This is a genomic window from Gilliamella sp. Choc6-1 (genome assembly GCF_001690385.1).
Classification (GTDB): domain Bacteria; phylum Pseudomonadota; class Gammaproteobacteria; order Enterobacterales; family Orbaceae; genus Gilliamella; species Gilliamella apicola_A.
The window spans coordinates 68,924-94,956 of sequence record NZ_LZHI01000066.1 but is presented as its reverse complement, the minus strand read 5'-3'; the positions used below and the strand labels follow the sequence as shown (position 1 = coordinate 94,956).

Here is a 26,033-nt window from a genome sequence, read left to right as displayed (position 1 = left end):
CAATAAATGCAACTATTTTTGATTATCTAACTTATTATCACTTTTTGATTCAACTTCGTCATCATTCATCGCTTTTTTAAAGCCTTTCAACGCTAAACCAAGATCCGAACCTAAATTACGTAACTTTTTAGTACCAAATAATAAAATCACCACGGCAAGAAACACTAAAAGATGTGGAATACTAAAAGACATAATCAAATCCTCTCAATAAATATAACGCTCTCGCTCTGTTAGGGTAAGCTTTAAAAAATATTATATAGAAGACTGATTATACTCTTTTTGTGAAGGGATTTCATGGATAGTTCAAAAATAAAAAAAAAGACCTGTATAAAACTATACAGGTCAACATGAAATATAAGGAATATAAGGAAAGAAAACAATGAAAAATCCTTACCCTGCTTATTATCCATTTTTTTTCGTTTTAGTCAACGTTTTTATTTGTTTTTTTATTTATTTTAAAATCGTTCAAAACAGAAGCAATATCAAATAAAATCTAGCAAAAACCAGCTGCTAATAAATAAATCAAGATTTAATTCTAAAAAACAAGTATTTGACATATATCAAATAAATTATAAAAATCAAATTAAAACAATTAAAAAACAAAATTTACCAATAAAAAACATCGATAATTCAAAAGAAAAACATAGAAATATTATTTTTTTAAAAAATTGCAGACAACGTATTTTAATAATTGAAATAATGAAATCATCAAAATATAAAACGAAAATCACTTACAAATATTAATAAAATCACATTTTTATATGATTTTTTCATTAGACGAAATATGTAAAACTTGTAAAATATACACTATAATTGGAAAACGGATGAAATAACAAAAATGAGTTAGAAATGAATATGATTAAAAATAAAAATGTTAAAACATTTAAAGATAGATTACATAGCTCAATGCAAGGTTTATCTGTTTCAGCCTTTGCTAAAAAATGTGATATGTCTGAAACAGTCATTCGAGACTATTTATCAGGGAAAACATACCCATCACTAACACGCTTAGAAGTTATTGCAGAAAAATGTAATGTTTCTTTTAACTGGCTTGCTACTGGTTACAAATTAGAAGTTTTAGGCTCAAAAGATGATGAAAATGTTTACAATGAAAATATCTACCGTGTTCCTGTTTATAGAAAACAGTTGCCTACTAAAGAAGAAGCTCAAATGCAACGTTATGTTCGTGAAACTCCACCTGTCATGAATTACCCTATTGTAGAAGGTTGGGCCTCCCATCGAGGGTTAGACATCAAAAAGTTACTCATATATTGGGCAAAGGGCGATCTAATGTCGCCCGAAATAAACAATAACAATGGTCTTATTATTAATACGGAAATAGGTGATATTGTTGATGGTGCAATTTATCTGATTGAATATGAAGATATTACCTTTCTAAGAAAAGTACGCTTAACTCTCGATGGGTGGCTGTTAATTTGTAATAATAGTGAGTATCCAACAATTGAAGTACCAAAAACAAACTTTCATAAATATCACATTGTTGGTCGTATTGTACAGATCATTAAAGATATTTTTTAATCACTTTTAATAGCTATATACTAACTTTCAAGATATAATCTGGACAGAGGAAATAACAAGCAAATTATTTCCTCACTAATTATCCAACATTTATTACTTTCACAAAAACAGAAAGTCAATTAAATGATATTTATTTAAAGTTTCAAACAAAAAATTAGTGCGATAATGATTTACATCTACCTACACTATCCCAATATTTTAATATCATTGATAACCTATCAATGAATGAACGTTATTACTAATTAGGTCTTATATGTATAGATTTTTTGAAAAATTAGTATCACCTTATCCTATAGATGAACCTAAACCAATATCTAAAAACTTTTTTAGTTTTATATGGCACTCAACCAAAGGTACTCGCTTATTTATGTTACTGCTAATTATCCTCAGTGGATTAGGTGGTGCATTTGAAGCTTTTTTATTTGCCGCTCTCGGTAAAGTTGTTGATTCTCTATCAGAAGTCGAATCAAGTAAATTTTGGCAACAAGAAAAGATAACATTAATATCATTAGCCTTGATAATTTTAGCAAGTACATTAATAATTGGTTTGCAAACTATAATAAAGCACCAATGTCTTGCCGGTAACTTTCCGATGAGAATGCGTTGGGTTTTACATAGATTAATATTGAACCAAAATATGCATTTTTTCCAAGATGATTTTGCTGGTCGAATATCATCAAAAGTGATGCAAACAGCACTTGCTGTTAGAGATACCTGCTTTTTAGTATCTGATATTTTCATATACGTTTTTATTTCGTTTATTACTATGGCAGCAATTATTGGTCAATTAGAACCTCGGTTATTATTACCATTTTTAGGCTGGAGCTTGCTCTATGGAATAGCAATGTACTACTTTATTCCACGCCTAAGTAAAATTGCCAGTATACAAGCTGATGCGCGTTCGACTATGACAGGAAGAGTCACAGATGCTTACACGAATATTATGACAGTAAAGCTGTTTTCACACTCAGGTAATGAAGCTAAATACGCTAGAGAATCAATGGATGAATTTTTGGCTACTGTCAATAAGCAAATGCGGTTAGTGAGTAGTTTTGAAATTGTTAACCATTTACTTTCTGTTTCACTAATACTAAGCACGACAGGGGTTGCCCTATGGTTATGGACAAATCAATTAGTTGGCATTGGAGCTATTGCAACAACAACAGCTGTTACCCTACGATTAAATGGTTTCTCACATTGGATTATGTGGGAAATGGCTGCTTTATTTGAAAATATTGGTGTGGTTAAAGATGGAATTAATACATTTTCTGACGCAAAAACGGAGGTTGATAAACCCGGTACAGCTAACCTTAATATTACTCAAGGAAGAATTGAATTTAAACATATCTACTTTAACTATGATGAAAAAAGAGATAAATCTATTATTGAAGATTTAAATTTAACTATCAACCCTGGAGAAAAAATTGGTTTAGTAGGTCGTTCAGGTGCAGGAAAATCAACGCTTATTAATTTACTACTTCGCTTTTACACTTTAAAAAGTGGCGAAATCATTATCGACGATCAAAATATTACAACAGTAAACCAAGAAAGTTTGCGCGCTCAAATTGGTATGGTGACCCAAGATACATCACTATTACATCGATCAGTACGAGAAAACTTACTTTACGGAAATAATGAAGCGACGGAAGATGAAATGATCAAAGCAGCCAAAAAAGCCCATGTCGATAGTTTTATCCAAACCTTAGTTGATGCTAATGGTAGAACTGGCTATGATGCTTTTGTTGGTGAGCGAGGTATAAAATTATCAGGAGGGCAAAGACAACGTATTGCAATTGCTAGAGTGATTCTTAAAAATGCCCCTATTTTATTATTAGACGAAGCCACAAGCGCACTAGATTCTGAAATAGAACAAGCGATACAAGAAAGTTTGTATACATTAATGGAAGGTAAAACCGTTATTGCTATTGCTCATCGTTTATCCACTATCGCAGCAATGGATAGAATAATTGTTCTTGAACAGGGAAAAATCATTGAACAAGGCACACATCAAGAGCTACTTGAAAAAAATGGACTCTATACAAATCTTTGGAAACACCAAAGCGGCGGTTTTTTGCCAGAAAATTTATAAATAAAATCAACTAAAATATAAACGCATATATCACTATATATGCGCTATCAGGTTACATTAATTGATAAAGTTTTTATAAAAATCTGATTCAAACCTCATAATCGCGCTATTTTTAGGTTCAATAGGGTTATCAGCATGATATCCCGATAGTAATTGAACGAATGCAATATATTTGCCATCTGATTTTTGAATAAAACCAGCTAAGTTATAACTACCTTGTATATATCCTGTTTTAGCGCGTACAGCTTCTTTAAGAGGTGATTCAATAAAACTTTTACGATATTGCAATGTACCATCAGTTCCCGCAATGGGAAGTTTCTCAATAATACCCAATTCAGCATTATGAGCCGAAATATACTGTAAAATTTCCATCATTTTATTAGCACTAACTAAATTCAATCTTGATAAACCAGAGCCATCTACAATGACCAGATTTTCAAGATCAATACCGGCTTTTTTTCGTAAAATTTGCTTAACAGCATCGCCGCTATTTCGCCATGTGCCTTGTATATTATAATAGTGAGCCCCCAATGTTCTGAAAATGGCATCAGCATATAAATTATTCGATTTTTTAAGCATAATAGTTAACAGTTCTGAAAGAGGAGCTGACTGGTTTGTAGCTAATAATATAAGTTTGGAAGTTATTTTTTGATTGCTCTGTGTAATAATCCCAGTAAAAGTCATTTTTTGTTTCTTAAGTTCATTTTTTAAAATTGCAGAAAAATAATGAACTCCATCTAATATAGCAAATTTAAGTGGTATTTTTTTTGAACTAGTAGCAATACAACCTGATAGGTAATAATTATTTTTGGCAGAGTAGCTAACATCTAATTCACAATATTTATCATTCAAATCTTTACTAGATTTTGCAATAGTTCTTACATCCCCCATTACTGTAACAGGAATACCAATTGGAATCGAAATAGACGCTTTTCCACCGATTTTACTTGGCGTAACTGATGCAAAAAAGCAGTTATTATCAATAATTGCAGCGGATGGAGGAGCATTATAACAAGCAGTTAAATTATTCCATGACCATCCTTCAGCTTTATCGTGACTTGTAAAAATTGAAGTATCTAAAATAATTTTTCCCGATATCTTTTCAATCCCTTTTTGGCGTAATGCAGAAAGCATAGTTTGCAGCCGATTTCGACTAAAGGTTGGATCACCACTTAATTTAATTATTAAATCACCATTTAACTGTTTATGACTAATTAAACCATTAGTTAACATTTGTGTTTCAAATCGAAAATCACTACCTAACTCAAGCTCTGCTGCAAGAGCAGTTATGATTTTTTGAATACTAGCCGGTTGTTTAAATTGATCACTCTTGTATTGGGCCAAAGTTGTAGGCTGCCTTCCAACAGATTGAACCAGAATGGATATATCGCTTCCTTTAGGTAAAGTAGAAATATAAGGTTCAACTGATAACGCTTGCACTAAACTAGATAAAAAAGAAAGAACAAAAACACAAATTGCTTTGAATTTTTTCATTGAAATCGGCTCAAAATGGTTTTTAATAAAGAAGTTAACTACAAATATAGCTTTTTTTGTTATGCCTATCAATATATACTCAATCCGTTTTATTAATATATTCCATTAAAATAATAAAAATAGCTATTGAAATTATTTCAATACAAAATTTAACTTTAGGTGATAATAACATGATTCAACATTTATTAGGTTTTCCAATTGAAACAGTACTAGTTTTCATTATATTGGCTTTAACTGCAATCGTTATTGATTTGTTTGCTCATCATAATGATAAACCGATAAGCTTAAATAATGCTATTGTTTGGTCACTATTTTGGATTGCTATTGCTTTGGCTTTTTCACTCTATTTATACCTTCATCACGGAAGCTCTATTGCAAGCCTATTTATTACTGGTTATATATTGGAAAAGGCACTCTCAGTGGATAATCTTTTTGTCATTATGGCTATTTTTTCATGGTTTGGCATTCCTGATAATTATCGTCATCGCTTACTCTATTGGGGAGTAATTGGTGCTATTATATTCCGCGCTATTTTTGTGATAATTGGTTCCAGTTTATTATCATTAGGGCCATGGATGGAATTATTATTCTCTGCTATAGTTGCTTTCACTGGGATAATGATGTTAAAAAATCAAGGAAAGAATCATGAAATAAAGGATTATTCAGAACATTTTGCTTATCGCATCGCAAAACGCATTTTACCATCTTATCCCAAAATTGTTGGCCACCATTTTTTATTAACACAAAAACAGCTCAATGCTGAACTGGCAAAATCAGGAGATGCTGAATTTGTTAGTAAATTCTCCAAAAATATTTTATATACTACCCCGCTGTTTTTATGCATTGTTGTAATTGAACTTAGCGACGTAATGTTTGCTTTTGATTCTGTGCCAGCTATAATCGCCGTTAGCCAAGAGCCATTCATTGTTTATAGCGCTATGATCTTTGCCATTTTAGGGTTGAGAACAATGTACTTTGTTTTAGAAGCTATGCAACAATATTTAGTCCACCTTAGTAAAGCTGTAACCTATTTGTTGTTTTTTATTGCCTTCAAATTAGCTTTCAATGCTAGCAACCACCTATTTGGGTATAACATCAATATTAGCCCAACTAATAGCCTTTATATCGTGTTAGGCATTTTAACTTTGGGAATTATTGCAAGCTTCATCTGGCCAGAAAAAAATAAATAATAGTTATGAAGATATTGGCAGGCATTCCTGCCATTTAAAAATCAAAATTTATTACGTTTTAAAGAACGTAAATAATAACTTATACCTAAAATGATAAACCAAATTGGTGTGGCAATTAAAGCTTGTCGTGTATCAGATTCCAAAGTAAGAAGCACAATCACAAAGGCAAAAAAAGCTAAACAGACATAACACATCAAAATACCACCTGGCATTTTAAATTGTGATTGCTGATGTAAAGTAGCTTTTTTGCGTCGATAAGCTATATAAGAAATTAGAATCATTGACCAAATATACATAAATAAAATGGCTGAAATCGTAGTCACAATAGTAAATGCATGCATAACATTGGGTACAAAATAAATTAATACCACCCCACCAAATAAACAAGAGCACGAAAAGATTAATCCATTAGCAGGCACAGAACGACTAGACAACTTACCAAAAGGTTCCGGCGCATCTTGTTTTTTAGCAAGTCCAAATAACATTCGGCTTGTTGAGTAAATTCCACTGTTCGCTGATGATGCAGCTGATGTCAATACAACAAAATTGATAATACTTGCGGCAGCAGGTAAACCTATTAAAGTAAATAATTCAACAAATGGGCTTTTATTCGGTGAAATTAGCTTCCATGGCGTTACACTCATAATAATAATTAACGCAAAAACATAAAAAAAGATAATACGAGCAGGCACAGAATTAATAGCTCGTGGTAGGTTTTTCTTAGGATCGATTGTTTCTGCGGCTGTTGTACCTACAAGTTCAATTCCCACAAAAGCAAAAATGGCAATTTGAAACCCAGCAAAAAAACCCATAGTACCATGAGGGAAAAAACCACCAAATTTCCATAAATTGGAAAATGCAGATATTGTATTAGTTTGTTCAGAATGGTAAGAGGTTAAAATTAATACTATACCAATAGCTATTAACGCCAAAATCGCAATAATCTTAATCATCGAAAACCAAAATTCTGTTTCACCAAACATTTTTACTGTTAATAAATTTAAGGTTAATAATAAAACAACCGTTAATAACATTGGTATCCATGATTGTAGTTCAGGTATCCAATGTTGCACATATCCTGAAATGGCGACAACATCAGCAATTCCAGTAATAACCCAACAAAACCAATAAGTCCAACCAGTAAAAAAACCAGCGCAAGGTCCTAGTAGATCATTAGCAAAATCACTAAAAGATTTATATCTTAAATTAGAAAGCAGAATTTCACCCATTGCTCTCATGACAAAAAAAAGCATAAAACCTATGATTATATAAACAAATACAATCGACGGTCCAGCAAGGCTAATCGTTTTTCCTGAGCCCATAAATAGCCCGGTACCAATAGCACCACTAATTGCAATTAATTGGATATGCCGATTAGATAGGTTTCGCTTTAGATCATTGTTTGAGGATGTAATGCTCATCGCTATTATCACCTTTTATTTCGAAATTTTTTCGATTTTATAAAGAATATAGAAATATAAAGTTTATCCCTGCAAACCGCAAGCTGAAATATTATGAAAACTTTTTATGCCGACATAAAATTAACAGTAGTTTCTTATAAAAGAATTGTGTAGCATAACAAACCATGCTTATTACTTAAACAAATCATTAGAATGCAAAAGAATAACTACTGTGACTATTTTTATTTGGCACCTATTTTATTTATTCTATTATTAGCTGGCTGTCAAAACAATAAAATTGAACAAGGTCAAAGATATACTGAAGGTAAGCTATCTTCATCTTTCAATATTACATACCCTCAATTAGCTATTCCTATAAATATTTCAGATTATGTTATACAAATTGAAAAAATCAAAACTTATTCACCATCTTTATATCATAAAAATAAACATATTTATAATGCCATTGACTCTTGGATTAACCGTTCTTTAGGAACTGATGAATTTGATAAGGTTGGGTTGAAAAGTTATGAAATGGAAGGCCAAGACGGCTACGGAAATGTACATTTAACCGGCTATTATACACCCGTTATAAAAGCAAAGCATAAGCCAACTAGCGAATTCAAATATCCGATTTATAAATTTCCTAATCGATTAAAAGGCAGATTACCAAGTCGAGAGCAAATCTATAATGGCGCACTATCAGGAAAAGGGCTAGAAATTGCTTACAGTAATTCATTAATGGACAATTTTATTATGGAGGTTCAAGGTAGTGCTTATATTGATTTTGAAGATGGTTCTCCATTAGTTTTCTTTTGTTTTAGCGGAAAAAATGGATATGAATATTCTAGTATAGGAAGATTATTAGTTGAACAAGGGGAAATCGATAAAGAAAATGTTTCAATACAAGCCATCAAAAATTGGGCCCAAAATAAAAGTGAAAAAAGACTTAAAGAATTACTAGTACAAAACCGTTCATTTGTTTTTTTTAAACCTCAACATAATACCGAAGTAAAAGGCGCTGCAGCAATACCTTTAGTTGCAAATGCATCTGTAGCTTCAGATAAAGTAGTTGTGCCAATAGGATCTGTCGTCCTAGTCGATGTACCACTCCTTGATGACGATGGAATATATAGAGATAGACGAGAAGTTCGTTTAATGGTCGCACTTGACGTTGGTGGTGCGATAAAAGGTCAGCATTTTGATCTTTATCTTGGTGTAGGAGACAAAGCCGGTAAATTGGCTGGTTATTATAACCACTTTGGGCGTGCATGGGTCATCAAGCCTTAAATTACTAACATCGACGGCATGGGAAGAACCTGTTAAAATGAAAAATAAAAATTTTATTAAGGACAATTCATGAGACTATGCGATCGAGATATCGAAATATATTTACAAAATGGTAAATTAAAGATTACACCACAACCTGCAGCTAATTGTATTAATGGCGCAACAGTCGACGTCAGATTAGGCAATCAGTTTCGTACTTTCAGAGAACATACTACACCCTATATAGATTTAAGCGGACCAAAAGAAGAAGTTTCAGCTGTTTTGGAACAAGTAATGAGTGAGGAAATAGTACTCCCCAAAGATGGTATATTTTACCTTCATCCTGGAGAATTAGCGCTAGCGGTTACATTAGAATCGGTTACAATTCCAGATGATTTAGTCGGATGGTTAGACGGGAGATCATCACTTGCTAGGCTTGGGCTTATGGTTCATGTGACAGCACATAGAATTGATCCTGGTTGGCAAGGACAAATTGTACTTGAATTTTATAATTCAGGGAAAATTCCACTCGCACTTAGACCAGGCATGACAATCGGTGCGCTTAGCTTTGAAACACTAACAGGACCTGCTGAAAAACCATACAACCGTCGTCAAGATGCAAAATATAAAGACCAACATGGTGCAGTTGCTAGTCGTATTGATAAAGACTAAAATAATTCATAACGTTAATCAAGGAATATTAATATGATTAGAAAAATATTGGTTACTCTTTTTATCTTAATTCTGCTCATTGCGATCGGAATAGTCTCATTAATAGTTTTTGTTGATCCTAACAATTTTCGAGGATTTATCTCCGATAAAGTAAGGGATAAAACTGGTTATGAGTTAACTATCGAAGGGGATTTACGTTGGCATATTTGGCCACAAATAAGTATATTAACCGATTCAGTAAAACTTTCTGATATTGGTGCTCAAAAACCTATTTTAACCGCAGATAACATGCGGCTTGATGTTGAGTTATTTCCTTTATTTTCTAAAAGGCTTGATGTTAAAAATGTATTTGTAAAATCAGCAGTCATCAATATTACAGAGGAAAGCAAAGGGAAAAAAATGCAATATGAGCCCCCCCATCAACCTACAACAACTTCAGATGGAATATTACAAAAACAAAAAAAAGAAGAAAAAAACAAATCAGGTTGGGAATTTACTTTAAATAAATTCGAAATTTCAGATAGTACAGTTATTTTGCAACAAAAAAATAACCTTATTAATTTTAGAAATCTGACCTTAACACTTGAACAAAATACAGCCAAAAACATTTCTGTTGATGTGAAAGGAAATATTGATCGAAACCAGCAATACCTATTTTACACAGCAAAAGCGAACATTGATTTAGGTCAATATCCTGAATATGCAAAAATAGAATTAGAACATCTTGATTATATTATTAAAGGAATTGGTATTCCATCAGGAAAACTAAAAGGTAATTTAAAAGGCGCGTTTAATTATCAGCAAAAACCTCGGATTTTTGAAACCCAACGTCTAACCTTTTCAATTAATGATAATATTTTTACAGGTCATATACATGCTAATTTAGATCAAAAAACACATTTAGTATTAAATTTTAATGCCGACCGACTGAACCTTGATTCGTTTGCAGATGGAATAAATGAAAAATCAAATAATAGTAATAATAATGTTAACTTAGCAACACAGCAAACAACACCTGTTGTATCGACAATACCAAAAGCGAATAATGAACTTATTTTTCTTAATTTATTTGATGCAGAAACTAAATTTACAATAAAAGAATTAGTCAAAAATAAATTAGTATTAAATAATGTAAATGTGGACGTCATTAACAAAGATGGAATCGCAACATTTAACGATGTTAGCTTTGATTTTGCGAAAGGTCATATTGTTGCAAAAGGTTTTGCAAATGGTAAACAAAAAGAAACTTTAATTAAACTTGATACAAAAGTGAGAGATGTTGATTTAAATACGTTTTTTAACCAAATTGATACCGGTAATGATCTAGTAGGTCTTTTTAATGCAACTGGAGAATTAGAAGCAAGCACTATAACACTATCTAAATTATCCAATAATTTACAAGGTAAATTGGGTATTGTTATAACCAATGCAAGGCTTGATAATATAAATATTCAAAATATTATCCAAAGTGCAACTGCGAAATACACTAAAGATGTTTTAACCGTTGAAAATCAAAAAAAATATACTGAGTTTCACGAAATTTCAGCGAATGCTTATTTGAGTAATGGCAATATAAACCTTACTTCTTTAACAGCTAACTCAGAAACACTTGATATTATTGAAGGTTCAGGGCGAATTGGCATGGAACAAAAAGATTTAGACGTTAATTTAAATATAAAAATGCTAGGAGGCTGGAATGGCAAAAGTGAGACAATTGCGAAATTACAGCAACTGACTATTCCGTTCCGTATTTATGGGCAATTCACTAAACTTAATTATCAAATTGATATCAGCCAAGTTTTAAAAGATTTATTGAATGATAAAATACAACAAGGTTTAGATAAACTTCGTAATAAGTTAGAAAATCGAAATTTAAAAGATGACAAGAAATCAAATTCTAAGCAAAAAGCAGCAGAAATATTAGAAGGGCTATTAAAAAATAACCTGTAAAAATTAAACTAGTTAATAAAAAGGTGAGCTTAGCTCACCTTTTTAGTGTCAACAATTTAAATTGCCTATAAGATAAATTTACTTAAATCTTCATTAGCAACAAGTTTATCTAGATGATCACCTACATATTTGGCATCAATTGTAATCGTATGACCATCGAGTTCACTCGCTTCAAATGAAATCTCTTCCATTAAACGTTCTAATACAGTATGCAATCTACGAGCACCAATATTTTCATTTTGTTCATTTACTTGCCAAGCAGATTCAGCAATCTTACGAATCCCATCAGCTGTAAAATCAATATTTACACCTTCAGTTGCCATTAGTGCTTTATATTGAGCCGTAAGTGAAGCATTAGGCTCAGTTAATATACGCTCAAAATCTTCACTAGTTAATGCTTGCAGTTCAACTCGAATAGGTAATCGACCTTGCAATTCCGGTATTAAATCCGACGGATTTGCTGTTTGGAATGCGCCTGATGCAATAAACAAAATATGGTCAGTCTTAACAGAACCATGTTTTGTTGAAACCGTACATCCTTCAACAAGAGGTAATAAATCACGCTGTACACCTTCGCGAGAAACATCTGGACCAGATGAGTTACCACGTTTACAAACTTTATCGATCTCATCAATAAAAACAATTCCATTTTGTTCAACTGCTTCTATTGCTTCCTGTTTAAGCTCATCAGGATTTACAAGCTTAGCGGCTTCTTCTTCAATCAATTGTTTAAATGCATCTTTAATTTTCATTTTACGTGGTTTAGTTTTCTGTCCACCTAAATTTTGAAACATTGATTGTAGTTGATTTGTCATCTCTTCCATACCTGGAGGAGCCATAATCTCAACTCCTATATTGACACCTGCTATTTCTATTTCGATCTCTTTATCATCAAGTGAACCTTCACGTAATTTTTTTCTAAATGCTTGCCTTGCGGTTGAATCATTATTATTTTCTACTTGTCCCCAACCATCTTTTGCTCGTGGCACTAGCACATCTAAAATACGGTCTTCAGCTAATTCCTCTGCTCGAGTGCGATTTCGTTCAATCGCTTCTTGACGAATCATTTTAACTGCAGAATCGGTTAAATCTCGAATGATTGAATCAACTTCTTTACCAACATAACCTACTTCGGTAAATTTTGTTGCTTCAACTTTAATAAAAGGCGCTTTAGCTAATTTAGCTAAACGTCTTGCAATCTCAGTTTTACCAACACCTGTTGGTCCAATCATTAAAATATTTTTGGGTGTTACTTCATGGCGTAAAGCTTCATCTAATTGCATACGACGCCAACGATTACGTAAAGCTATAGCAACAGATCGTTTTGCCTTATCTTGTCCAATTATATATTGGTTTAATTCGCTTACAATTTCGCGAGGAGTCATTTCAGACATAATAAAATTCTCTTAGATCAGTTTAATTAATAATTGAGTTCTTCGATTGTTTGAAAATCATTAGTATACACACAAATATCACCTGCAATTGATAATGATTTTTGCACAATATCATGCGCTGATAGCGATGTATTATCAAGTAAAGCACGTGCAGCTGCTTGTGCATAAGGCCCACCAGAACCAATTGCAATTAAATCATCTTCTGGTTGGATAACATCTCCAGTACCAGTAATAATAAGTGATGCGCTTTCATCAGCAACAGCAAGTAATGCTTCAAGCTTACGTAGCATTCTATCTGTACGCCAATCTTTCGCTAGTTCAACAGCTGATTTGGTTAAATGCCCTTGATGCATTTCTAATTTTCGCTCAAATAATTCAAAAAGCGTAAAAGCATCAGCAGTACCACCAGCAAAACCTGCAATCACTTTATTATTATATAAACGGCGAACCTTGCGAGCGTTTCCCTTCATAATTATTCGTTCGCCTAGCGTGACTTGGCCATCCCCACCAATAACGACTTGGCCTTCTCGACGGACACTGACAATTGTTGTCATATTCTGCTCCTTCTTTTACATAAATAACTTAAATTGGAATGAATAGATTATATATTGGGGTGATAAGTCGATTTTCAATATCTTTATTTAAAGATATTGAAGGTTTATTCACGGGAAAGATATTTTAGGTTAGCACTTCTACAAACAATTATCACTTTGGTTCAAAATTAATTTTCATTCTTTTAACTTCATTATAAAGTATATTCGATGGTTTTGGTATGACGGCTAATTTTGTAGCTGCTAATGCTTCCCGACATAAAGCTTCATCACCACCTAATACTTTAACATCCAATAACAAACCATCGGGTGCGATACGAATTTCTAACATACAGCTTTGACCAACATAAAGCTTATTTGGATTAATAAATTTATTACTTATAGCACTTTTAACTAAAAATATATACTTATCTAATTCACCATTAGATGTACCTTTACGAGTCAATGAGGAACTAGATGTAGAAATAATTCCACCAAGAAGATCATTAACTTTTTTATCATTTTGAGCAGCTGCCGCCTTCTGCTTAATAGCTAGCCTTTCTTTTGCTATTTTCTCTTCCTCAACTTTTTTCTCTTCAGCTTTCTTTTTTGCTTCTAGTTTTTCTGCAATAGCTTTTTCCTCTGCTGCCTTTTGCTCAGCTGATCTCTTTTCTGCTTCTAACTTTCCTATAGCAGCTTTTTGCTCTTGTTTGAGTTTTTCTTCAAGTTTTAAACGTTCTTTTTCTAATTCTTGTAACTGCTGCTGTTGAACAAGCTGTTTTTCTTGAAAATTTTGAAACTGCCTATCAATTTGCTCCTTCCTTTGTTGTTCTGCTTTTTGTTGAGATATTGGGCTTTGCATTTGCCTTTGGTACTGTTCAGACATTATAGTTGGATCAACCATGATAGCATCAATTGTTTGCCCATTATTGCTGCCATAATTATTACTATCATCTTGTGTTAGCCTATAGCTTAAAATAATAATTAACGCTACATGCAGTATAATCGATATGATGATTGCAAGGCTTAACTTTGATTTTGAATTATTCGACATTGCTGACATTTCTAATATATTGTTATCATCGCTTAAATTTAAATTGGTTGAGTCATTAACCCTACAGACTTAACACCTGCAGATTGCAATAAATTCAACGCATTTATTATTTCTTCATAAGGAACATTTTTAGCACCACCAACTAAAAAAATTGCCTTTTCATTTAAAGCTAATTGCTGTTTAACTTCAGCAATAATTTGCTCTTGAGATAAATTTATTTGGCGCTCTTGATTAATGACTAATGTGTAAACACCAATGTCTGATACCTCTATAATAATTATTTTATTATCGGATGGTGAAACCGTTTTAGATTCAGAAGTTTGAGGCAGATCAACTTCAACACTTTGGCTAATAATAGGAGCGGTCGCCATAAAAATTAGTACCAACACTAATAACACATCAAGCAGTGGTACTATATTAATTTCAGATTTAGTTAAATAACGAGAACGCCTGCTCATAATTATTTCCTAATAGCCACAGCTTGACGTTGTAATATAGCTGAAAATTCATCAATAAAGTTAAGATAATTTTGCTCAATTCTTCCTACTTTTAATGATAATCGATTAAAAGCCATAACAGCGGGAATAGCAGCAAATAATCCAATAGCCGTAGCAATCAATGCTTCGGCGATTCCCGGAGCAACCATTTGCAAGGTGGCTTGTTTAACAGCACCAAGAGAAATAAATGCATGCATAATTCCCCAAACCGTCCCAAATAAACCTATATATGGACTAATAGATCCAACTGTACCTAAAAAAGCAATATTCAATTCTAACTTATCAAGTTCGCGGTTCATTGCTAAACGCATAGAACGCGATGCGCCATCTAAAGCGGCTTCGGACATATTAGGGTTAATTTGATACAACCGAGTAAACTCTTTGAAACCTGAATAAAAAATATGTTCTGTACCACTAAGTTCTTCTTTATTAAATTTTGCTTTATCAAACAAAACATTTAATTCATCAGCAGCCCAGAAATTATTATCAAATTGCTTTATTTGCTTTTTAGCTTGCCCTAAAACTTTCGTTCGTTGAAAGATGATAGCCCAAGATATCACTGAGAACATGAGTAGTAATAGTATGACACATTGTACTAATAGACCTGCTTGCAAAAACAGATCAACAATATTCAGGTTTTCCATTTATATAAACTCCAAAACTAATGACTTTGGAAGCGCACATGGCTTCATTTTAATAGTATCAACACAAGCAATAATAACATTAGCTTCGCTAATATATTGCTGATTTTGGTTGGTAATAGTTTGCTTAAAAATAATAGATGCTTTACCAATTTTTTCAACTTTACTGTTGATAGTTAACATATCATCTAAACGAGCTGGGAAATTGTAATTAATATCCATCTTTTTCACAACAAAAGCAATACTTTCTTGTAACAACTTGTACTGGCTAATACCTAAGTGTCTAAGCATTTCTGTTCTAGCACGTTCAAAAAAAGCAAGATACCGAGCATGGTAAACAACACCACCAGCATCTGTGTCTTCATAATAAACTCTAGCATTCCAATTAAATTGTTTCATCTTTACATTTCATATCAAATAAAATTAAGAGATATTATATCTGAATATAGATTCAGCTGCACTATGATATAAAATCACCTAAATAAAAAATTATTATTTTTAATTAACCTGCTTATTTGAATTAAATTATAGCTACTTAAAATGAAAAAGGCGGCTATAAGCCACCTTTTTCAACTTATAAGATTCTTAAATCGCTACTTATTGTTAGTTTCTTTTTCACTACTTATACGTTCAATCCAAAGTCCAGAAACTACTGAAATCATACATGCAGCTATAAGTCCAATAAACCATAAAATGTAATACATAATAATTCCTTAATAAAGTGAATGCTTATTATTTTCTATATGATTTTTATCAATTCGTCCAAACATTTTTATATAAGTCCAAATTGTATACAAAAGAACAATTGGTAAAAATATCAATACAACAATAAACATTATATTAAGTGTTAATTGGCTTGATGAAGCGTCCCATATTGTTAAACTAGCATTAGGCATAATGTTAGAAGGCATAATAAATGGAAAAGTTGCAATGCCATATGTGAATAGTACACAAGCAATAGTTAACGCTGATAAAACAAATACCAAAGCATTTTTATTTAAGCCAGAACACAAAATAGTTAGTAAAGGTAGTACAACACCCAATGTAGGGATAACCCATAAAATAGGATAATTCATATAGTTAGATAACCATGAAGCATCTGTTGATACAGTCTTGCTTAATGGGTGAGACACCCCATTGTGATCAATTGCACTTGTAATCTCATAGCCGTGCATGCCAAATGCTACCCAAATCCCAGCTAAAATAAATGCAATTAGCATTATTAAACTAGCAATTTGTGTAGCCTTTCTGGCTCTTAAATAAAGCTCACCTGACGTTTTCATTTGTAGCCATGCGCCACCATGAGCAACAAATAACATTAGACTCACAATTCCTGTTAATAGTGCAAAAGGATTAAGTAAACCGAAGAAATTGCCATCATAAAAAACGCGGTAAGAATTATCAAATCTAAATGGAACGCCTTCTAATAAATTGCCAAAAGCAACACCAAAAACCAATGCTGGTACAAAGCTTCCTGCAAAAATACCACTATCCCATAAATTACGCCACTTAGAATTTTCAAGTTTACTTCGATAATCAAAACCAATTGGTCTAAAAAAAAGCGCACACAGCACGAGAATCATTGCAATATAAAAACCTGAGAATGCAGCAGCATAAACCATAGGCCAAGCGGCAAATATTCCTGCTCCAGCTGTAATTAGCCAAACTTGGTTACCATCCCAGTGAGGCGCAATCGTATTTATCATAATACGACGCTCTGTATCTGTCTTACCAATGAATGGTAATAAAATACCTACCCCCATATCAAAACCATCAGTGACAACAAAACCGATTAAAACAACACTAATCAGTAGCCACCAGATAACACGTACAATTTCGTAATCAATCATTGTGTATACTCCCTATGCCTTATTCTGTACCGGTTGTGTTTTTTCATAATGATAGCTGCCGGTACCTAAAGAACTTGGTCCTAATCTAGCAAACTTAAACATCAAAAACATTTCAGCAACTAAGAACAATGTATAAAGACCACAAATAAGAATCATAGTAAATAATACTTCACCTGAAGTTAATGACGAATTTGCAACACCTGTTGGTAAAATATCTTGAATTGCCCAAGGTTGACGACCATATTCAGCAACAAACCAACCACACTCACAGGCAAGCCATGGGAATGGTAAAAATAAAACTAATAAACGGTGTAGCCAACTTATTTCACCAACTCTATTTTTATAAGTTGCCCATACCCCTATCGCAGTACCAAGAATCATTAATAAACCTAAACCAACCATTCCTCTAAATGCCCAAAATAGTGGCCAAACAGTAGGAATTGAGTCGTCAACAGCTGCTTTAATATGTTTTTCTGTAGCTTGAGAAATTGTGAGGTTATCACGATCTGTAAAACGTTTAACAAGATAACCATAGCCTAAATCTGCTTTATTATCTTCAAACGCTTTAAAAACAGCCGGTTCCTGATCACCTTGTTGAATCTTCTGTAGGTTTGAAAAAGCTAAAATTCCATTACGAATTCTCTTTTCATTATCCGCTAAAATATCCTTAAGTCCTGTTACTTGAGTATCAAATGAACGTGTTGTCATTATACCCATTACATAAGGAATCTCAATTGCGAATAAATTTTCTCTATTTTTTTGGGATGGAAACGCAATAACATTGAATGAAGCTGGAGCTGGTTGAGTTTCCCATTCACCTTCAATCGCAGCAAGTTTCGTAGGTTGAACAGTTGCTAATTCATGACCGGCTTCATCTCCCATTATAGCAACAGCAATTGACATAATAAAACCAAAGACTGCGGCAATCGCAAAAGAACGTTTTGCAAATGCAACATCACGCTTTTTCAAGAGATAATAAGAGCTTATGCTTAAGACAAAAATAGCACCAGTTAAATATCCTGCAGTAACAGTATGAACGAACTTATATTGAGCAACTGAATTGGTAATTAACTCATAAAAGTTAGTCATTTCCATACGAGAGTTAATTGGGTTGAAATCGGAACCAACAGGAAATTGCATCCAACCATTAGCCACTAAAATCCAAAGAGCCGAAAGGTTAGAACCAAAAGCAACACACCAAGTAACCATCAAATGTTTACCACGGCTTAATCTATCCCAACCAAAAAAGAACAAACCAACCATTGTTGATTCTAGGAAAAAAGCCATCAATCCCTCAATTGCTAACGGCGCACCAAAAATATCACCCACATAATGTGAATAATAAGACCAGTTAGTACCAAATTGGAATTCCATGGTTAAACCTGTTGCAACACCTACTGCAAAATTAATACCAAACAGTTTGCCCCAGAATTTTGTCATATCTTTCCAGACTTGCTTTCCACTAACAACGTATACTGTTTCCATAATTGCTAGCATAAATGCCAAGCCTAGCGTTAATGGAACAAATATAAAATGATACATTGCGGTAAGTGCAAACTGGAGGCGTGATAGTTCTACTATATCTAACATAAACGCTCCCTAACCTTTAATTGCTACAAAAATTTCTAACATCATTGTAATATATTGTACACCAATATTTAAAGAAGAAAATTGATGTAAATCAAAAAACGCTACTTAAATCTTTCTTTTGCTGTTTTACCTATGTCAGATAAATTCCTGACGACAAAAACACCTGCATCCTGTAGTACTTTAGTTTTTTCTTCTGCAGTACCTCTATTTCCCGAAATAATAGCACCGGCGTGCCCCATCCGTTTACCCACTGGTGCAGATAACCCTGCGATATAAGCAATTACTGGTTTTGTAACATGTTTTTTGATATATTCGGCTGCTTCTTCTTCAGCATTGCCCCCAATTTCACCTATCATTATGATAGCTTCAGTTTCAACATCTTTTTCTAACAATGCTAAAATAGTAGTAAAATCACTCCCGAGAATGGAATCACCACCAATACCAATACAAATTGACTGACCTAATCCAATATCAGTTGTTTGTTTAACCGCTTCATAAGTTAATGTTCCCGAACGAGACACAATACCTATACGGCCAGCTAAATGAATATGTGCAGGCATAATACCAATTTTACATTTATCTGGAATAATAATCCCAGGGCAATTTGGACCAATCATGATCACATCATTATTTTGTTTTAACTTTTCTTTAACAATAAGCATATCTAAAGTTGGAATACCTTCAGTAATACATACAATCAATTTGATACCAGCATCAATTGCTTCAAGTATTGAATCTTTACCAAATGCTGCCGGGACATAAATAACACTTGCGGTTGCATTCGTTGCTTTAACTGCATCTTTAACCGTATTAAAAACAGGTAATCCTAAATGTGTAGTTCCGCCTTTACCAGGAGTTACTCCTCCAACTAACTTCGTACCATAAGCTAAAGCTTGCTGTGAATGAAAGGTGCCCTGACTACCAGTAAATCCTTGGCAAATAACTCTGGTCTCTTCATTAACTAAAATTGACATATTAACTATTTCCTCCACCCTATTGTTATGCTACTGCAACTATTTTTTGAGCCGCATCCGTTAAGCTTTGTGCTGAAATAACATTCAATTTACTTTTAGCAAGAATTTTTCTGGCAAGTTCAGCATTATTTCCTTCAAGCCGAACAACTACTGGGACAGTAAGGCCATTTTCTTTAATGGCACTAATAATGCCATCAGCAATTAAATCACAACGAACGATACCCCCAAAAATATTAACTAAAATAGCTTTTACATTTTTATCGGATAGAATTAGTTTAAAGGCTTCGGTAACCCGTTCTTTTGTCGTTCCACCACCAACATCTAAAAAATTTGCTGGCTCCCCTCCATGCAGTTTAATAATATCCATAGTCGCCATTGCAAGACCAGCACCATTAACCATGCAACCAATATTACCCTCTAATGAAACATAGCTAATCCCTTGCTTTGCAGCAATAGATTCGCGTTCATCCTCTTGTGTTGTATCTCTTAAAACATTTAAATTCGGATGCCTAAATAGTGCATTATCATCTAGAACAATTTTAGCATCTAAACAAATTAGCTCATCCGAATCAGTAATAACTAGAGGATTTACTTCTGCTAATGCAACATCATTTTCTAAAAAAAGTTTAGCGAAATTGACAAATAATTTTGCAAATTGGTTAATTAACCTTCCAGTTAAACCTAATTTAAAAGCCAGCTCATAACCTTGGTAAGTGCAAGGACCGGTTAAAGGATCTAGTGAGATTTTATGAATTAAATGCGGAGATTTATCAGCAACACTTTCAATATCTATTCCCCCTTCAGTTGATGCCATAATAACAACACGTTTCAAACTACGGTCAATTACCGCCCCCAAATAGAGTTCTTTCTGGATATGAAATGCTTTTTCAATTAAAATTTTATTAACCGGTTGACCTTTAGCAGTTGTTTGGTAAGTAACAAGATATTGTCCTAGCCATTTTTCAGCAAATTGTTTTATTTCACTGAAATTTTTTGTACAAATAACGCCACCAGCCTTAGCTCTTCCTCCTGCATGCACCTGACATTTTACAGCCCAAGAGCTACTTGCAGAAGTCTGAGAAGACAATTCAGCTAAAGTATCTTGTATTTCATCTATGGAGTTGCAAACATACCCTTCAGGTACAGGTAAATTATATTGCTTAAAAAGATATTTTGATTGATACTCATGAAGGTTCATAAAGAATTTCCGCAATTTAAGTGAACATTAAACTTTTTATAATTTTAATTCAATATGAATAAATTGTGTAGTAAAGAATGTTTTATGTTTAATATGGTTTAATGTAATTGAGAATTATTGCTGATGACATGCGACAATGATATACTCAAAAAATTGTTTTGATCGTAATTATTGTAAAGGTATAAATATGAAGCAAGTTGGTATTTTTTTTGGTAGTGACACTGGCAATACGGAAAATGTAGCTAAACAAATCCAACTCATTTTAGGCGAAGATAGAGCCCAACTTTTTGATATTGCTAAATCAACAAAAGAAAGCATAGCTCAGTTTGATTATCTTTTCTTTGGTATTCCAACTTGGTATTATGGTGAATCTCAGGCCGACTGGGATGACTTTTTCCCTAATCTAGAGCAAATTAATTTTAACGGTAAAACCGTTGCTATTTTTGGCTGTGGTGATCAAGAAGATTATGCCGAATATTTTTGTGATGCAATGGGAACCTTACGTGACATTATTTCCCTAAAAGGGGCCAAAATTGTCGGAAATTGGTCCACTGAAGGTTATAGCTTTGAAGCCTCTAAAAGCTTAGTGGATAATACACATTTCGTTGGTTTAGCTATTGATGAAGATCGCCAACCCGAGTTGACAGACGAACGCATAAATACTTGGGTCAAACAAGTTCAAGCCGAAATGGGAATTTAGCCTACCAAATGATTTCTTTTATTTTCCGTTAATTATTTTTATAATAACGCATATTAATATATATTGGGATGTAATATGACAAATCATGATAAAGATAATAATGCCGCGCTTAAAAGTGCGGGTTTAAAAGTTACGTTACCACGATTGAAAATTTTAGAGTTATTACGTGATCCTTCATGTCAGCATATTACAGTAGAAGATATTTATAAAAAGCTACTTGATATGGGAGAAGAAATCGGACTTGCCACTGTTTATCGTGTTTTAAATCAATTTGATGATGCAGGGATTGTTACTCGCCATAATTTTGAAGGTGGTAAAGCTGTTTTTGAACTTGCGACACAACAGCATCATGATCATTTAATTTGTTTAGATTGTGGTGAAGTATTCGAATTTCGAGACGAAATTATCAATATGAGACAAAAAGAAATTGCTGAACAATATGGTGTTAAATTAACTTTCCATAGTCTTTACCTTTATGGTCATTGCCAATCAGGCAACTGTAAAGAACACCCTGAACTTCATACAAAAAAATAAGCCTATTCCAATAGGCTTTTTCCTTCTTTAAAATATAAATCTTTAGTTTATCTTTTAGGTTAGTAATTACATGAAACAACTTTTGAATTTTATTCCTCTTGTTTTCTTTTTTGTGTTTTTGACAATGTATGATGTTTTTGTTGGTGTACAAGCATTGATGATATCAGCAACTGTCTCTTTTCTTATCATACTTATTATTTACAGAAAGCTAGATAAAATAGAATTGATATCTTATTTGATGATTATTATTTTTGGCGGATTTACACTCTATACACGAGAACCAAATATAATTAAATGGAAAGTAACAATTATTAACTTTTTATTCGCCTCAGCATTACTAATTGGCAAGTTTATTTTCAAGAAAAATCTACTTCAACAAATGTTAGGCAAAGAAATACAGCTTGATATGCTTATTTGGAACAGGTTAAATACATTATGGATAGCATTTTTTATATTATGCGGCATAGTTAGCTTATTTGCAACCTACTATACAACAGATGATTTTTTTTGGATATTTAAAGTATTTATATTACCAATTATATCATTGTTATTATCATTAATTTCAGGTATTTATATCTATAAAAATATGAAAAAAGATATAGATAACAAATAAAATAACATAATTTGGAGCTTTCAAAAAATGAAACAAAACACAGACATTCCAAAAGGGCAATTAGTACTAAGAACACTTGCTATGCCCGCAGATACCAATCCTCATGGTCATATCTTTGGTGGTTGGATAATGTCACAAATGGATCTTGCTGGTGGGATATTATCAAAAGAAATAGCCAAAAATCGCGTTGTGACCATTAATGCTAGCAGCATCACATTTTATAAACCAGCTATGGTTGGCGATGTTGTCTGTTGTTATGCGCGTTGCATCAAGACGGGGAAAACATCGATAACAATTGGTATAGAAGTATGGGTAAAAAAATTAGTTGATACTGGTAATATGACACAACGCTTTTGTATTACTGATGCTGAATTTACTTATGTTTCAGTTGATAAACATAATAAATCTAAACCATTACCAGAGATCTTTCAAAATTATGATTGTACGAAAGATTCAATTAATAAATTAAATCTTAGTGATAGTTAATAAATATGCAATTTTCCTCATTTCATGCATTAATAAGTACTCTTATATTTCTTGTTTATTGGTTGATTATTGTTGCGACAACATTACGTGTAGTTTTTAAGCGCAGACCAACAACTTATGTTATTGCATGGATGTTGGTAATTTATATTTTACCTATCGTTGGAGTGATTCTTTATTTTGCACTTGGCGAAACCCATTTAGGACAACAAAGAGTTAAACGCTCACAAAAAATGCGTCCAACTATCGTAAAATTTATCAATAGATTAAGTGACTTTCCTAATATTTTTACTAATAATGTTAGTGCTGTCAGTAAACCAATTTTTCAGCTTTGTAAACATCAAACTGGTCTTGATGGAATTAATGGTAATCATATCGAATTACTCAGTGACACAGATAGCATTTTTGATCGTTTAATTGAAGATATAAATAAAGCGACTTCGAATATTGAGATGGTATTTTATATATGGAATGAAGGTGGACGAGCTAATGATGTTGAACAAGCACTGATTCAAGCAACTAAACGCGGAGTAATTTGCCGCTTAATGATTGATTCAGCGGGAAGTAGGCATTTTATTAGAACCAGTGCAAGTAAAAGAATGCGTGAAGCCGGAATTATCATTATCGAAGCCTTGCAAGTCAACTTACTTCGATTTATGTTTAGGCGCTTAGATCTGCGTCAACATCGTAAAGTTGCGATTATTGATAACTATATATCTTATACGGGTAGTATGAATATTGTCGATCCTCGTTTCTTTAAACAAAATAAACATGTAGGTGAATGGGTTGATATTATGGTCAGAATGAGTGGACCGGTTACTACTTTAATGGGGGCTATCTACGCAAGTGATTGGGTGTTAGAAACAGGAAACTATTTAGCATTACCTCAAATAACTGATTTTGCCGAACCACCAGAAGATAAAAAACACATTATGCAATTGATAGCTTCAGGTCCAGGATACATGGAAAACATGATCCACCAAGCATTATTAACTGCGATCTATTCAGCACAAGAACAAATCATTTTTACCACACCTTATTTAGTGCCAAGTGACGATATTTTACATGCTGTATGCACAGCAGCCCAGAGAGGTGTTGAGGTTATTATCATCATTCCTAAAAAGAATGACTCTCTTATGGTGAAATGGGCTAGTCGCGCATTTTTTTCTGAATTATTAGAGGGCGGAGTAAAACTTTACCAATTCAATGATAATTTATTGCATACCAAAAGTGTACTAATTGATAATCAGTTAAGCCTTGTAGGCACCGTTAATTTAGATATGCGGAGTTTATGGCTTAATTTTGAAATTACTGCAGTTATAGATGATGCCGAATTCGCCAAATCACTCTCTCAACTCTTACAAAAATACTTATCACAATCGGATGAAATAACTTTTGATGACTGGAAAAAACGCCCCATTTGGCAACATATAGTAGAACGCCTTTTTTATTTTTTTGCACCACTTCTTTGATATTTATAAATTAAAAACAAATATGCATTGTTTTTTAGTTTTTTTAGTAACCATTTTGTGACAGATCAGGTTTAAAATGATTGTTATGAATACGATAAACATTTGTCTGAATCGAACCATCAATATTAAGTACAATTTCACGCCATCCAGGTGCATCATCGCTTGATAGCTGAAAGTCATAACTTCCTGGTTTGAATTGCACACATGTTGAAGGAGTAGAAAATGCTAAACAGTTATGCCATATATACTTTTGATTTTGATGTATATGTCCCCAACCTAGCCCTTTTATTTTAGGATTGTTTTGAATAATTTGTTCTAATTTATCGCTATTTTTTAAAATATGCTGATCCAACCAATTGCAGCCAGATTTGATAGGATGATGATGCAAAAAAACAAGTACTTCTCTATCTGGATAACTTTGTAATGCGTTTTTAAAAAAATTAAGTTCCGATTTAGACAAAAAACCATAAGCACACCCCATGACTTGGCTGTTTAATAAAACAATTAACCATTTATCACCCAATAGTACTATTTTATTGCTAGCAAGTTGATAATTAGAAAAAACATCTTGCATAAAAATATAATTATCATGATTTCCAGCCAACCATACACAAGGTGTATTAAATTTCCTTATATTTGTTGCAAAACGAATATAAGCTTCTTTTGAGCCATCTTGCACAAAGTCACCTGTTGCCACAATTAAATCAAATATTTTATTTCGACGCTTAATTTCAGTGATAACCGATGAAAAACTTGCGTTTGAATTAACTCCTAATAATACATTATTATCCTTGGAAAAAAGATGAGTATCAGTAATATGTAATATATTACTGTAATTCTTATTTCGGTTAGAAAGCTGTAAAAAAGACGCCAAAATTTACCTCAACCTTCTGTTAAATT

The 26,033-nt window shown here is 32.9% G+C and carries 26 protein-coding genes; 11 read left to right on the top strand and 15 right to left on the bottom strand.

Annotated elements, in window-relative coordinates; translation table 11 throughout:
- Positions 1–12: 12 nt before the first annotated feature.
- Entirely contained in the window at positions 13–195 is a 183-nt protein-coding gene (tatA, locus tag A9G36_RS08840; protein WP_176701036.1) for a Sec-independent protein translocase subunit TatA, read from the bottom strand.
- 654 nt (positions 196–849) lie between these two features.
- On the opposite strand from tatA, the gene A9G36_RS08835 reads away from it, so the two are divergent.
- The gene (locus A9G36_RS08835; protein WP_065569425.1) at positions 850–1,539 is read left to right on the top strand and encodes a LexA family transcriptional regulator; all 690 of its coding nucleotides are present in this window, start codon (positions 850–852) and stop codon (positions 1,537–1,539) included.
- 253 nt (positions 1,540–1,792) lie between these two features.
- Positions 1,793–3,628, top strand: a complete 1,836-nt coding sequence (locus A9G36_RS08830; RefSeq protein ID WP_065585642.1) for an ABC transporter ATP-binding protein — start codon at positions 1,793–1,795, stop codon at positions 3,626–3,628.
- Between the two features lie 57 nt (positions 3,629–3,685).
- Here A9G36_RS08830 and dacB read toward each other — a convergent pair whose 3' ends face one another.
- Positions 3,686–5,122 (bottom strand): serine-type D-Ala-D-Ala carboxypeptidase, encoded by a 1,437-nt coding sequence (dacB, locus tag A9G36_RS08825; RefSeq protein WP_065569427.1) that lies wholly within the window; start codon positions 5,120–5,122, stop codon positions 3,686–3,688.
- Between the two features lie 170 nt (positions 5,123–5,292).
- Between dacB and A9G36_RS08820 the strand changes: the two genes are divergently transcribed.
- A complete protein-coding gene (locus tag A9G36_RS08820) occupies positions 5,293–6,312 on the top strand; it encodes a TerC/Alx family metal homeostasis membrane protein (protein ID WP_065569428.1) in 1,020 nt (339 codons plus the stop codon).
- Between the two features lie 41 nt (positions 6,313–6,353).
- On the opposite strand, the gene cycA is transcribed toward A9G36_RS08820, so the two are convergent.
- The gene (cycA, locus tag A9G36_RS08815) at positions 6,354–7,733 is read right to left on the bottom strand and encodes a D-serine/D-alanine/glycine transporter (protein WP_034943930.1); all 1,380 of its coding nucleotides are present in this window, start codon (positions 7,731–7,733) and stop codon (positions 6,354–6,356) included.
- A gap of 192 nt (positions 7,734–7,925) precedes the next feature.
- On the opposite strand from cycA, the gene mltA reads away from it, so the two are divergent.
- From mltA to asmA, 3 genes are all read left to right on the top strand, one after another.
- Positions 7,926–9,002, top strand: a complete 1,077-nt coding sequence (gene mltA / locus A9G36_RS08810; protein WP_065569429.1) for a murein transglycosylase A — start codon at positions 7,926–7,928, stop codon at positions 9,000–9,002.
- A 69-nt stretch (positions 9,003–9,071) separates the two neighbouring features.
- Positions 9,072–9,653, top strand: a complete 582-nt coding sequence (gene dcd / locus A9G36_RS08805; RefSeq protein WP_034943933.1) for a dCTP deaminase — start codon at positions 9,072–9,074, stop codon at positions 9,651–9,653.
- Between the two features lie 33 nt (positions 9,654–9,686).
- Positions 9,687–11,603 (top strand): outer membrane assembly protein AsmA, encoded by a 1,917-nt coding sequence (gene asmA / locus A9G36_RS08800; RefSeq protein ID WP_065569430.1) that lies wholly within the window; start codon positions 9,687–9,689, stop codon positions 11,601–11,603.
- A 65-nt stretch (positions 11,604–11,668) separates the two neighbouring features.
- Here asmA and hslU read toward each other — a convergent pair whose 3' ends face one another.
- The 11 genes from hslU to sucC form a co-directional block, all read right to left on the bottom strand.
- Positions 11,669–12,997, bottom strand: coding sequence for an HslU--HslV peptidase ATPase subunit (gene hslU, locus A9G36_RS08795; protein ID WP_065585641.1), 1,329 nt, complete (start codon positions 12,995–12,997; stop codon positions 11,669–11,671).
- A 26-nt stretch (positions 12,998–13,023) separates the two neighbouring features.
- The gene (gene hslV, locus A9G36_RS08790; protein WP_034943942.1) at positions 13,024–13,551 is read right to left on the bottom strand and encodes an ATP-dependent protease subunit HslV; all 528 of its coding nucleotides are present in this window, start codon (positions 13,549–13,551) and stop codon (positions 13,024–13,026) included.
- Between the two features lie 151 nt (positions 13,552–13,702).
- The gene (gene tolA, locus A9G36_RS08785; protein ID WP_065585640.1) at positions 13,703–14,581 is read right to left on the bottom strand and encodes a cell envelope integrity protein TolA; all 879 of its coding nucleotides are present in this window, start codon (positions 14,579–14,581) and stop codon (positions 13,703–13,705) included.
- A gap of 38 nt (positions 14,582–14,619) precedes the next feature.
- Positions 14,620–15,039, bottom strand: a complete 420-nt coding sequence (gene tolR / locus A9G36_RS08780) for a colicin uptake protein TolR (protein ID WP_034943948.1) — start codon at positions 15,037–15,039, stop codon at positions 14,620–14,622.
- 2 nt (positions 15,040–15,041) lie between these two features.
- Positions 15,042–15,722, bottom strand: coding sequence for a protein TolQ (tolQ, locus tag A9G36_RS08775; protein ID WP_065569433.1), 681 nt, complete (start codon positions 15,720–15,722; stop codon positions 15,042–15,044).
- Complete coding sequence (gene ybgC, locus A9G36_RS08770) at positions 15,723–16,118, bottom strand: tol-pal system-associated acyl-CoA thioesterase (protein ID WP_034943954.1); 396 nt, start codon at positions 16,116–16,118, stop codon at positions 15,723–15,725. It lies immediately after the preceding gene.
- A gap of 194 nt (positions 16,119–16,312) precedes the next feature.
- A complete protein-coding gene (locus A9G36_RS10040) occupies positions 16,313–16,423 on the bottom strand; it encodes a cytochrome bd oxidase small subunit, CydX/CbdX family (RefSeq protein ID WP_141670384.1) in 111 nt (36 codons plus the stop codon).
- A gap of 9 nt (positions 16,424–16,432) precedes the next feature.
- Positions 16,433–17,569: a cytochrome d ubiquinol oxidase subunit II gene (cydB, locus tag A9G36_RS08765; protein ID WP_065569435.1), complete on the bottom strand. Its 1,137-nt coding sequence runs from the start codon at positions 17,567–17,569 to the stop codon at positions 16,433–16,435.
- 12 nt (positions 17,570–17,581) lie between these two features.
- Positions 17,582–19,159 (bottom strand): cytochrome ubiquinol oxidase subunit I, encoded by a 1,578-nt coding sequence (locus tag A9G36_RS08760; RefSeq protein WP_034943961.1) that lies wholly within the window; start codon positions 19,157–19,159, stop codon positions 17,582–17,584.
- Positions 19,160–19,260: 101 nt separating this feature from the next.
- Complete coding sequence (sucD, locus tag A9G36_RS08755) at positions 19,261–20,133, bottom strand: succinate--CoA ligase subunit alpha (protein WP_034943964.1); 873 nt, start codon at positions 20,131–20,133, stop codon at positions 19,261–19,263.
- 25 nt (positions 20,134–20,158) lie between these two features.
- Positions 20,159–21,331 (bottom strand): ADP-forming succinate--CoA ligase subunit beta, encoded by a 1,173-nt coding sequence (gene sucC / locus A9G36_RS08750; RefSeq protein WP_034943967.1) that lies wholly within the window; start codon positions 21,329–21,331, stop codon positions 20,159–20,161.
- A gap of 187 nt (positions 21,332–21,518) precedes the next feature.
- Between sucC and fldA the strand changes: the two genes are divergently transcribed.
- From fldA to cls, 5 genes are all read left to right on the top strand, one after another.
- Positions 21,519–22,031 (top strand): flavodoxin FldA, encoded by a 513-nt coding sequence (fldA, locus tag A9G36_RS08745; RefSeq protein WP_034943970.1) that lies wholly within the window; start codon positions 21,519–21,521, stop codon positions 22,029–22,031.
- A 75-nt stretch (positions 22,032–22,106) separates the two neighbouring features.
- The gene (gene fur, locus A9G36_RS08740; protein WP_034943973.1) at positions 22,107–22,565 is read left to right on the top strand and encodes a ferric iron uptake transcriptional regulator; all 459 of its coding nucleotides are present in this window, start codon (positions 22,107–22,109) and stop codon (positions 22,563–22,565) included.
- Between the two features lie 70 nt (positions 22,566–22,635).
- Complete coding sequence (locus A9G36_RS08735) at positions 22,636–23,178, top strand: inner membrane-spanning protein YciB (protein WP_065569438.1); 543 nt, start codon at positions 22,636–22,638, stop codon at positions 23,176–23,178.
- A gap of 27 nt (positions 23,179–23,205) precedes the next feature.
- Positions 23,206–23,664: an acyl-CoA thioester hydrolase YciA gene (gene yciA / locus A9G36_RS08730; protein ID WP_065569439.1), complete on the top strand. Its 459-nt coding sequence runs from the start codon at positions 23,206–23,208 to the stop codon at positions 23,662–23,664.
- A gap of 5 nt (positions 23,665–23,669) precedes the next feature.
- Positions 23,670–25,133, top strand: a complete 1,464-nt coding sequence (cls, locus tag A9G36_RS08725; RefSeq protein ID WP_065569440.1) for a cardiolipin synthase — start codon at positions 23,670–23,672, stop codon at positions 25,131–25,133.
- A 43-nt stretch (positions 25,134–25,176) separates the two neighbouring features.
- Here cls and cpdA read toward each other — a convergent pair whose 3' ends face one another.
- Entirely contained in the window at positions 25,177–26,007 is an 831-nt protein-coding gene (cpdA, locus tag A9G36_RS08720) for a 3',5'-cyclic-AMP phosphodiesterase (protein WP_034943986.1), read from the bottom strand.
- Between the last annotated feature and the right edge of the window lie 26 nt (positions 26,008–26,033).

Excerpts from the sequence above, each read along its gene's own strand:
- cls (WP_065569440.1), top strand. The coding sequence starts at position 23,670 with ATGCAATTTTCCTCATTTCATGCATTAATAAGTACTCTTATATTTCTT.
- sucD (WP_034943964.1), bottom strand. The coding sequence starts at position 20,133 with ATGTCAATTTTAGTTAATGAAGAGACCAGAGTTATTTGCCAAGGATTT.
- A9G36_RS08820 (WP_065569428.1), top strand. The coding sequence starts at position 5,293 with ATGATTCAACATTTATTAGGTTTTCCAATTGAAACAGTACTAGTTTTC.
- ybgC (WP_034943954.1), bottom strand. The coding sequence starts at position 16,118 with ATGAAACAATTTAATTGGAATGCTAGAGTTTATTATGAAGACACAGAT.
- tolA (WP_065585640.1), bottom strand. The coding sequence starts at position 14,581 with ATGTCGAATAATTCAAAATCAAAGTTAAGCCTTGCAATCATCATATCG.
- dacB (WP_065569427.1), bottom strand. The coding sequence starts at position 5,122 with ATGAAAAAATTCAAAGCAATTTGTGTTTTTGTTCTTTCTTTTTTATCT.
- A9G36_RS08835 (WP_065569425.1), top strand. The coding sequence starts at position 850 with ATGAATATGATTAAAAATAAAAATGTTAAAACATTTAAAGATAGATTA.
- hslU (WP_065585641.1), bottom strand. The coding sequence starts at position 12,997 with ATGTCTGAAATGACTCCTCGCGAAATTGTAAGCGAATTAAACCAATAT.
- tolR (WP_034943948.1), bottom strand. The coding sequence starts at position 15,039 with ATGAGCAGGCGTTCTCGTTATTTAACTAAATCTGAAATTAATATAGTA.
- cydB (WP_065569435.1), bottom strand. The coding sequence starts at position 17,569 with ATGATTGATTACGAAATTGTACGTGTTATCTGGTGGCTACTGATTAGT.
- fldA (WP_034943970.1), top strand. The coding sequence starts at position 21,519 with ATGAAGCAAGTTGGTATTTTTTTTGGTAGTGACACTGGCAATACGGAA.
- asmA (WP_065569430.1), top strand. The coding sequence starts at position 9,687 with ATGATTAGAAAAATATTGGTTACTCTTTTTATCTTAATTCTGCTCATT.
- yciA (WP_065569439.1), top strand. The coding sequence starts at position 23,206 with ATGAAACAAAACACAGACATTCCAAAAGGGCAATTAGTACTAAGAACA.
- sucC (WP_034943967.1), bottom strand. The coding sequence starts at position 21,331 with ATGAACCTTCATGAGTATCAATCAAAATATCTTTTTAAGCAATATAAT.
- A9G36_RS08830 (WP_065585642.1), top strand. The coding sequence starts at position 1,793 with ATGTATAGATTTTTTGAAAAATTAGTATCACCTTATCCTATAGATGAA.
- A9G36_RS08735 (WP_065569438.1), top strand. The coding sequence starts at position 22,636 with ATGAAACAACTTTTGAATTTTATTCCTCTTGTTTTCTTTTTTGTGTTT.
- A9G36_RS10040 (WP_141670384.1), bottom strand. The coding sequence starts at position 16,423 with ATGTATTACATTTTATGGTTTATTGGACTTATAGCTGCATGTATGATT.
- cycA (WP_034943930.1), bottom strand. The coding sequence starts at position 7,733 with ATGAGCATTACATCCTCAAACAATGATCTAAAGCGAAACCTATCTAAT.
- A9G36_RS08760 (WP_034943961.1), bottom strand. The coding sequence starts at position 19,159 with ATGTTAGATATAGTAGAACTATCACGCCTCCAGTTTGCACTTACCGCA.
- hslV (WP_034943942.1), bottom strand. The coding sequence starts at position 13,551 with ATGACAACAATTGTCAGTGTCCGTCGAGAAGGCCAAGTCGTTATTGGT.
- mltA (WP_065569429.1), top strand. The coding sequence starts at position 7,926 with ATGCAAAAGAATAACTACTGTGACTATTTTTATTTGGCACCTATTTTA.
- tolQ (WP_065569433.1), bottom strand. The coding sequence starts at position 15,722 with ATGGAAAACCTGAATATTGTTGATCTGTTTTTGCAAGCAGGTCTATTA.
- dcd (WP_034943933.1), top strand. The coding sequence starts at position 9,072 with ATGAGACTATGCGATCGAGATATCGAAATATATTTACAAAATGGTAAA.
- fur (WP_034943973.1), top strand. The coding sequence starts at position 22,107 with ATGACAAATCATGATAAAGATAATAATGCCGCGCTTAAAAGTGCGGGT.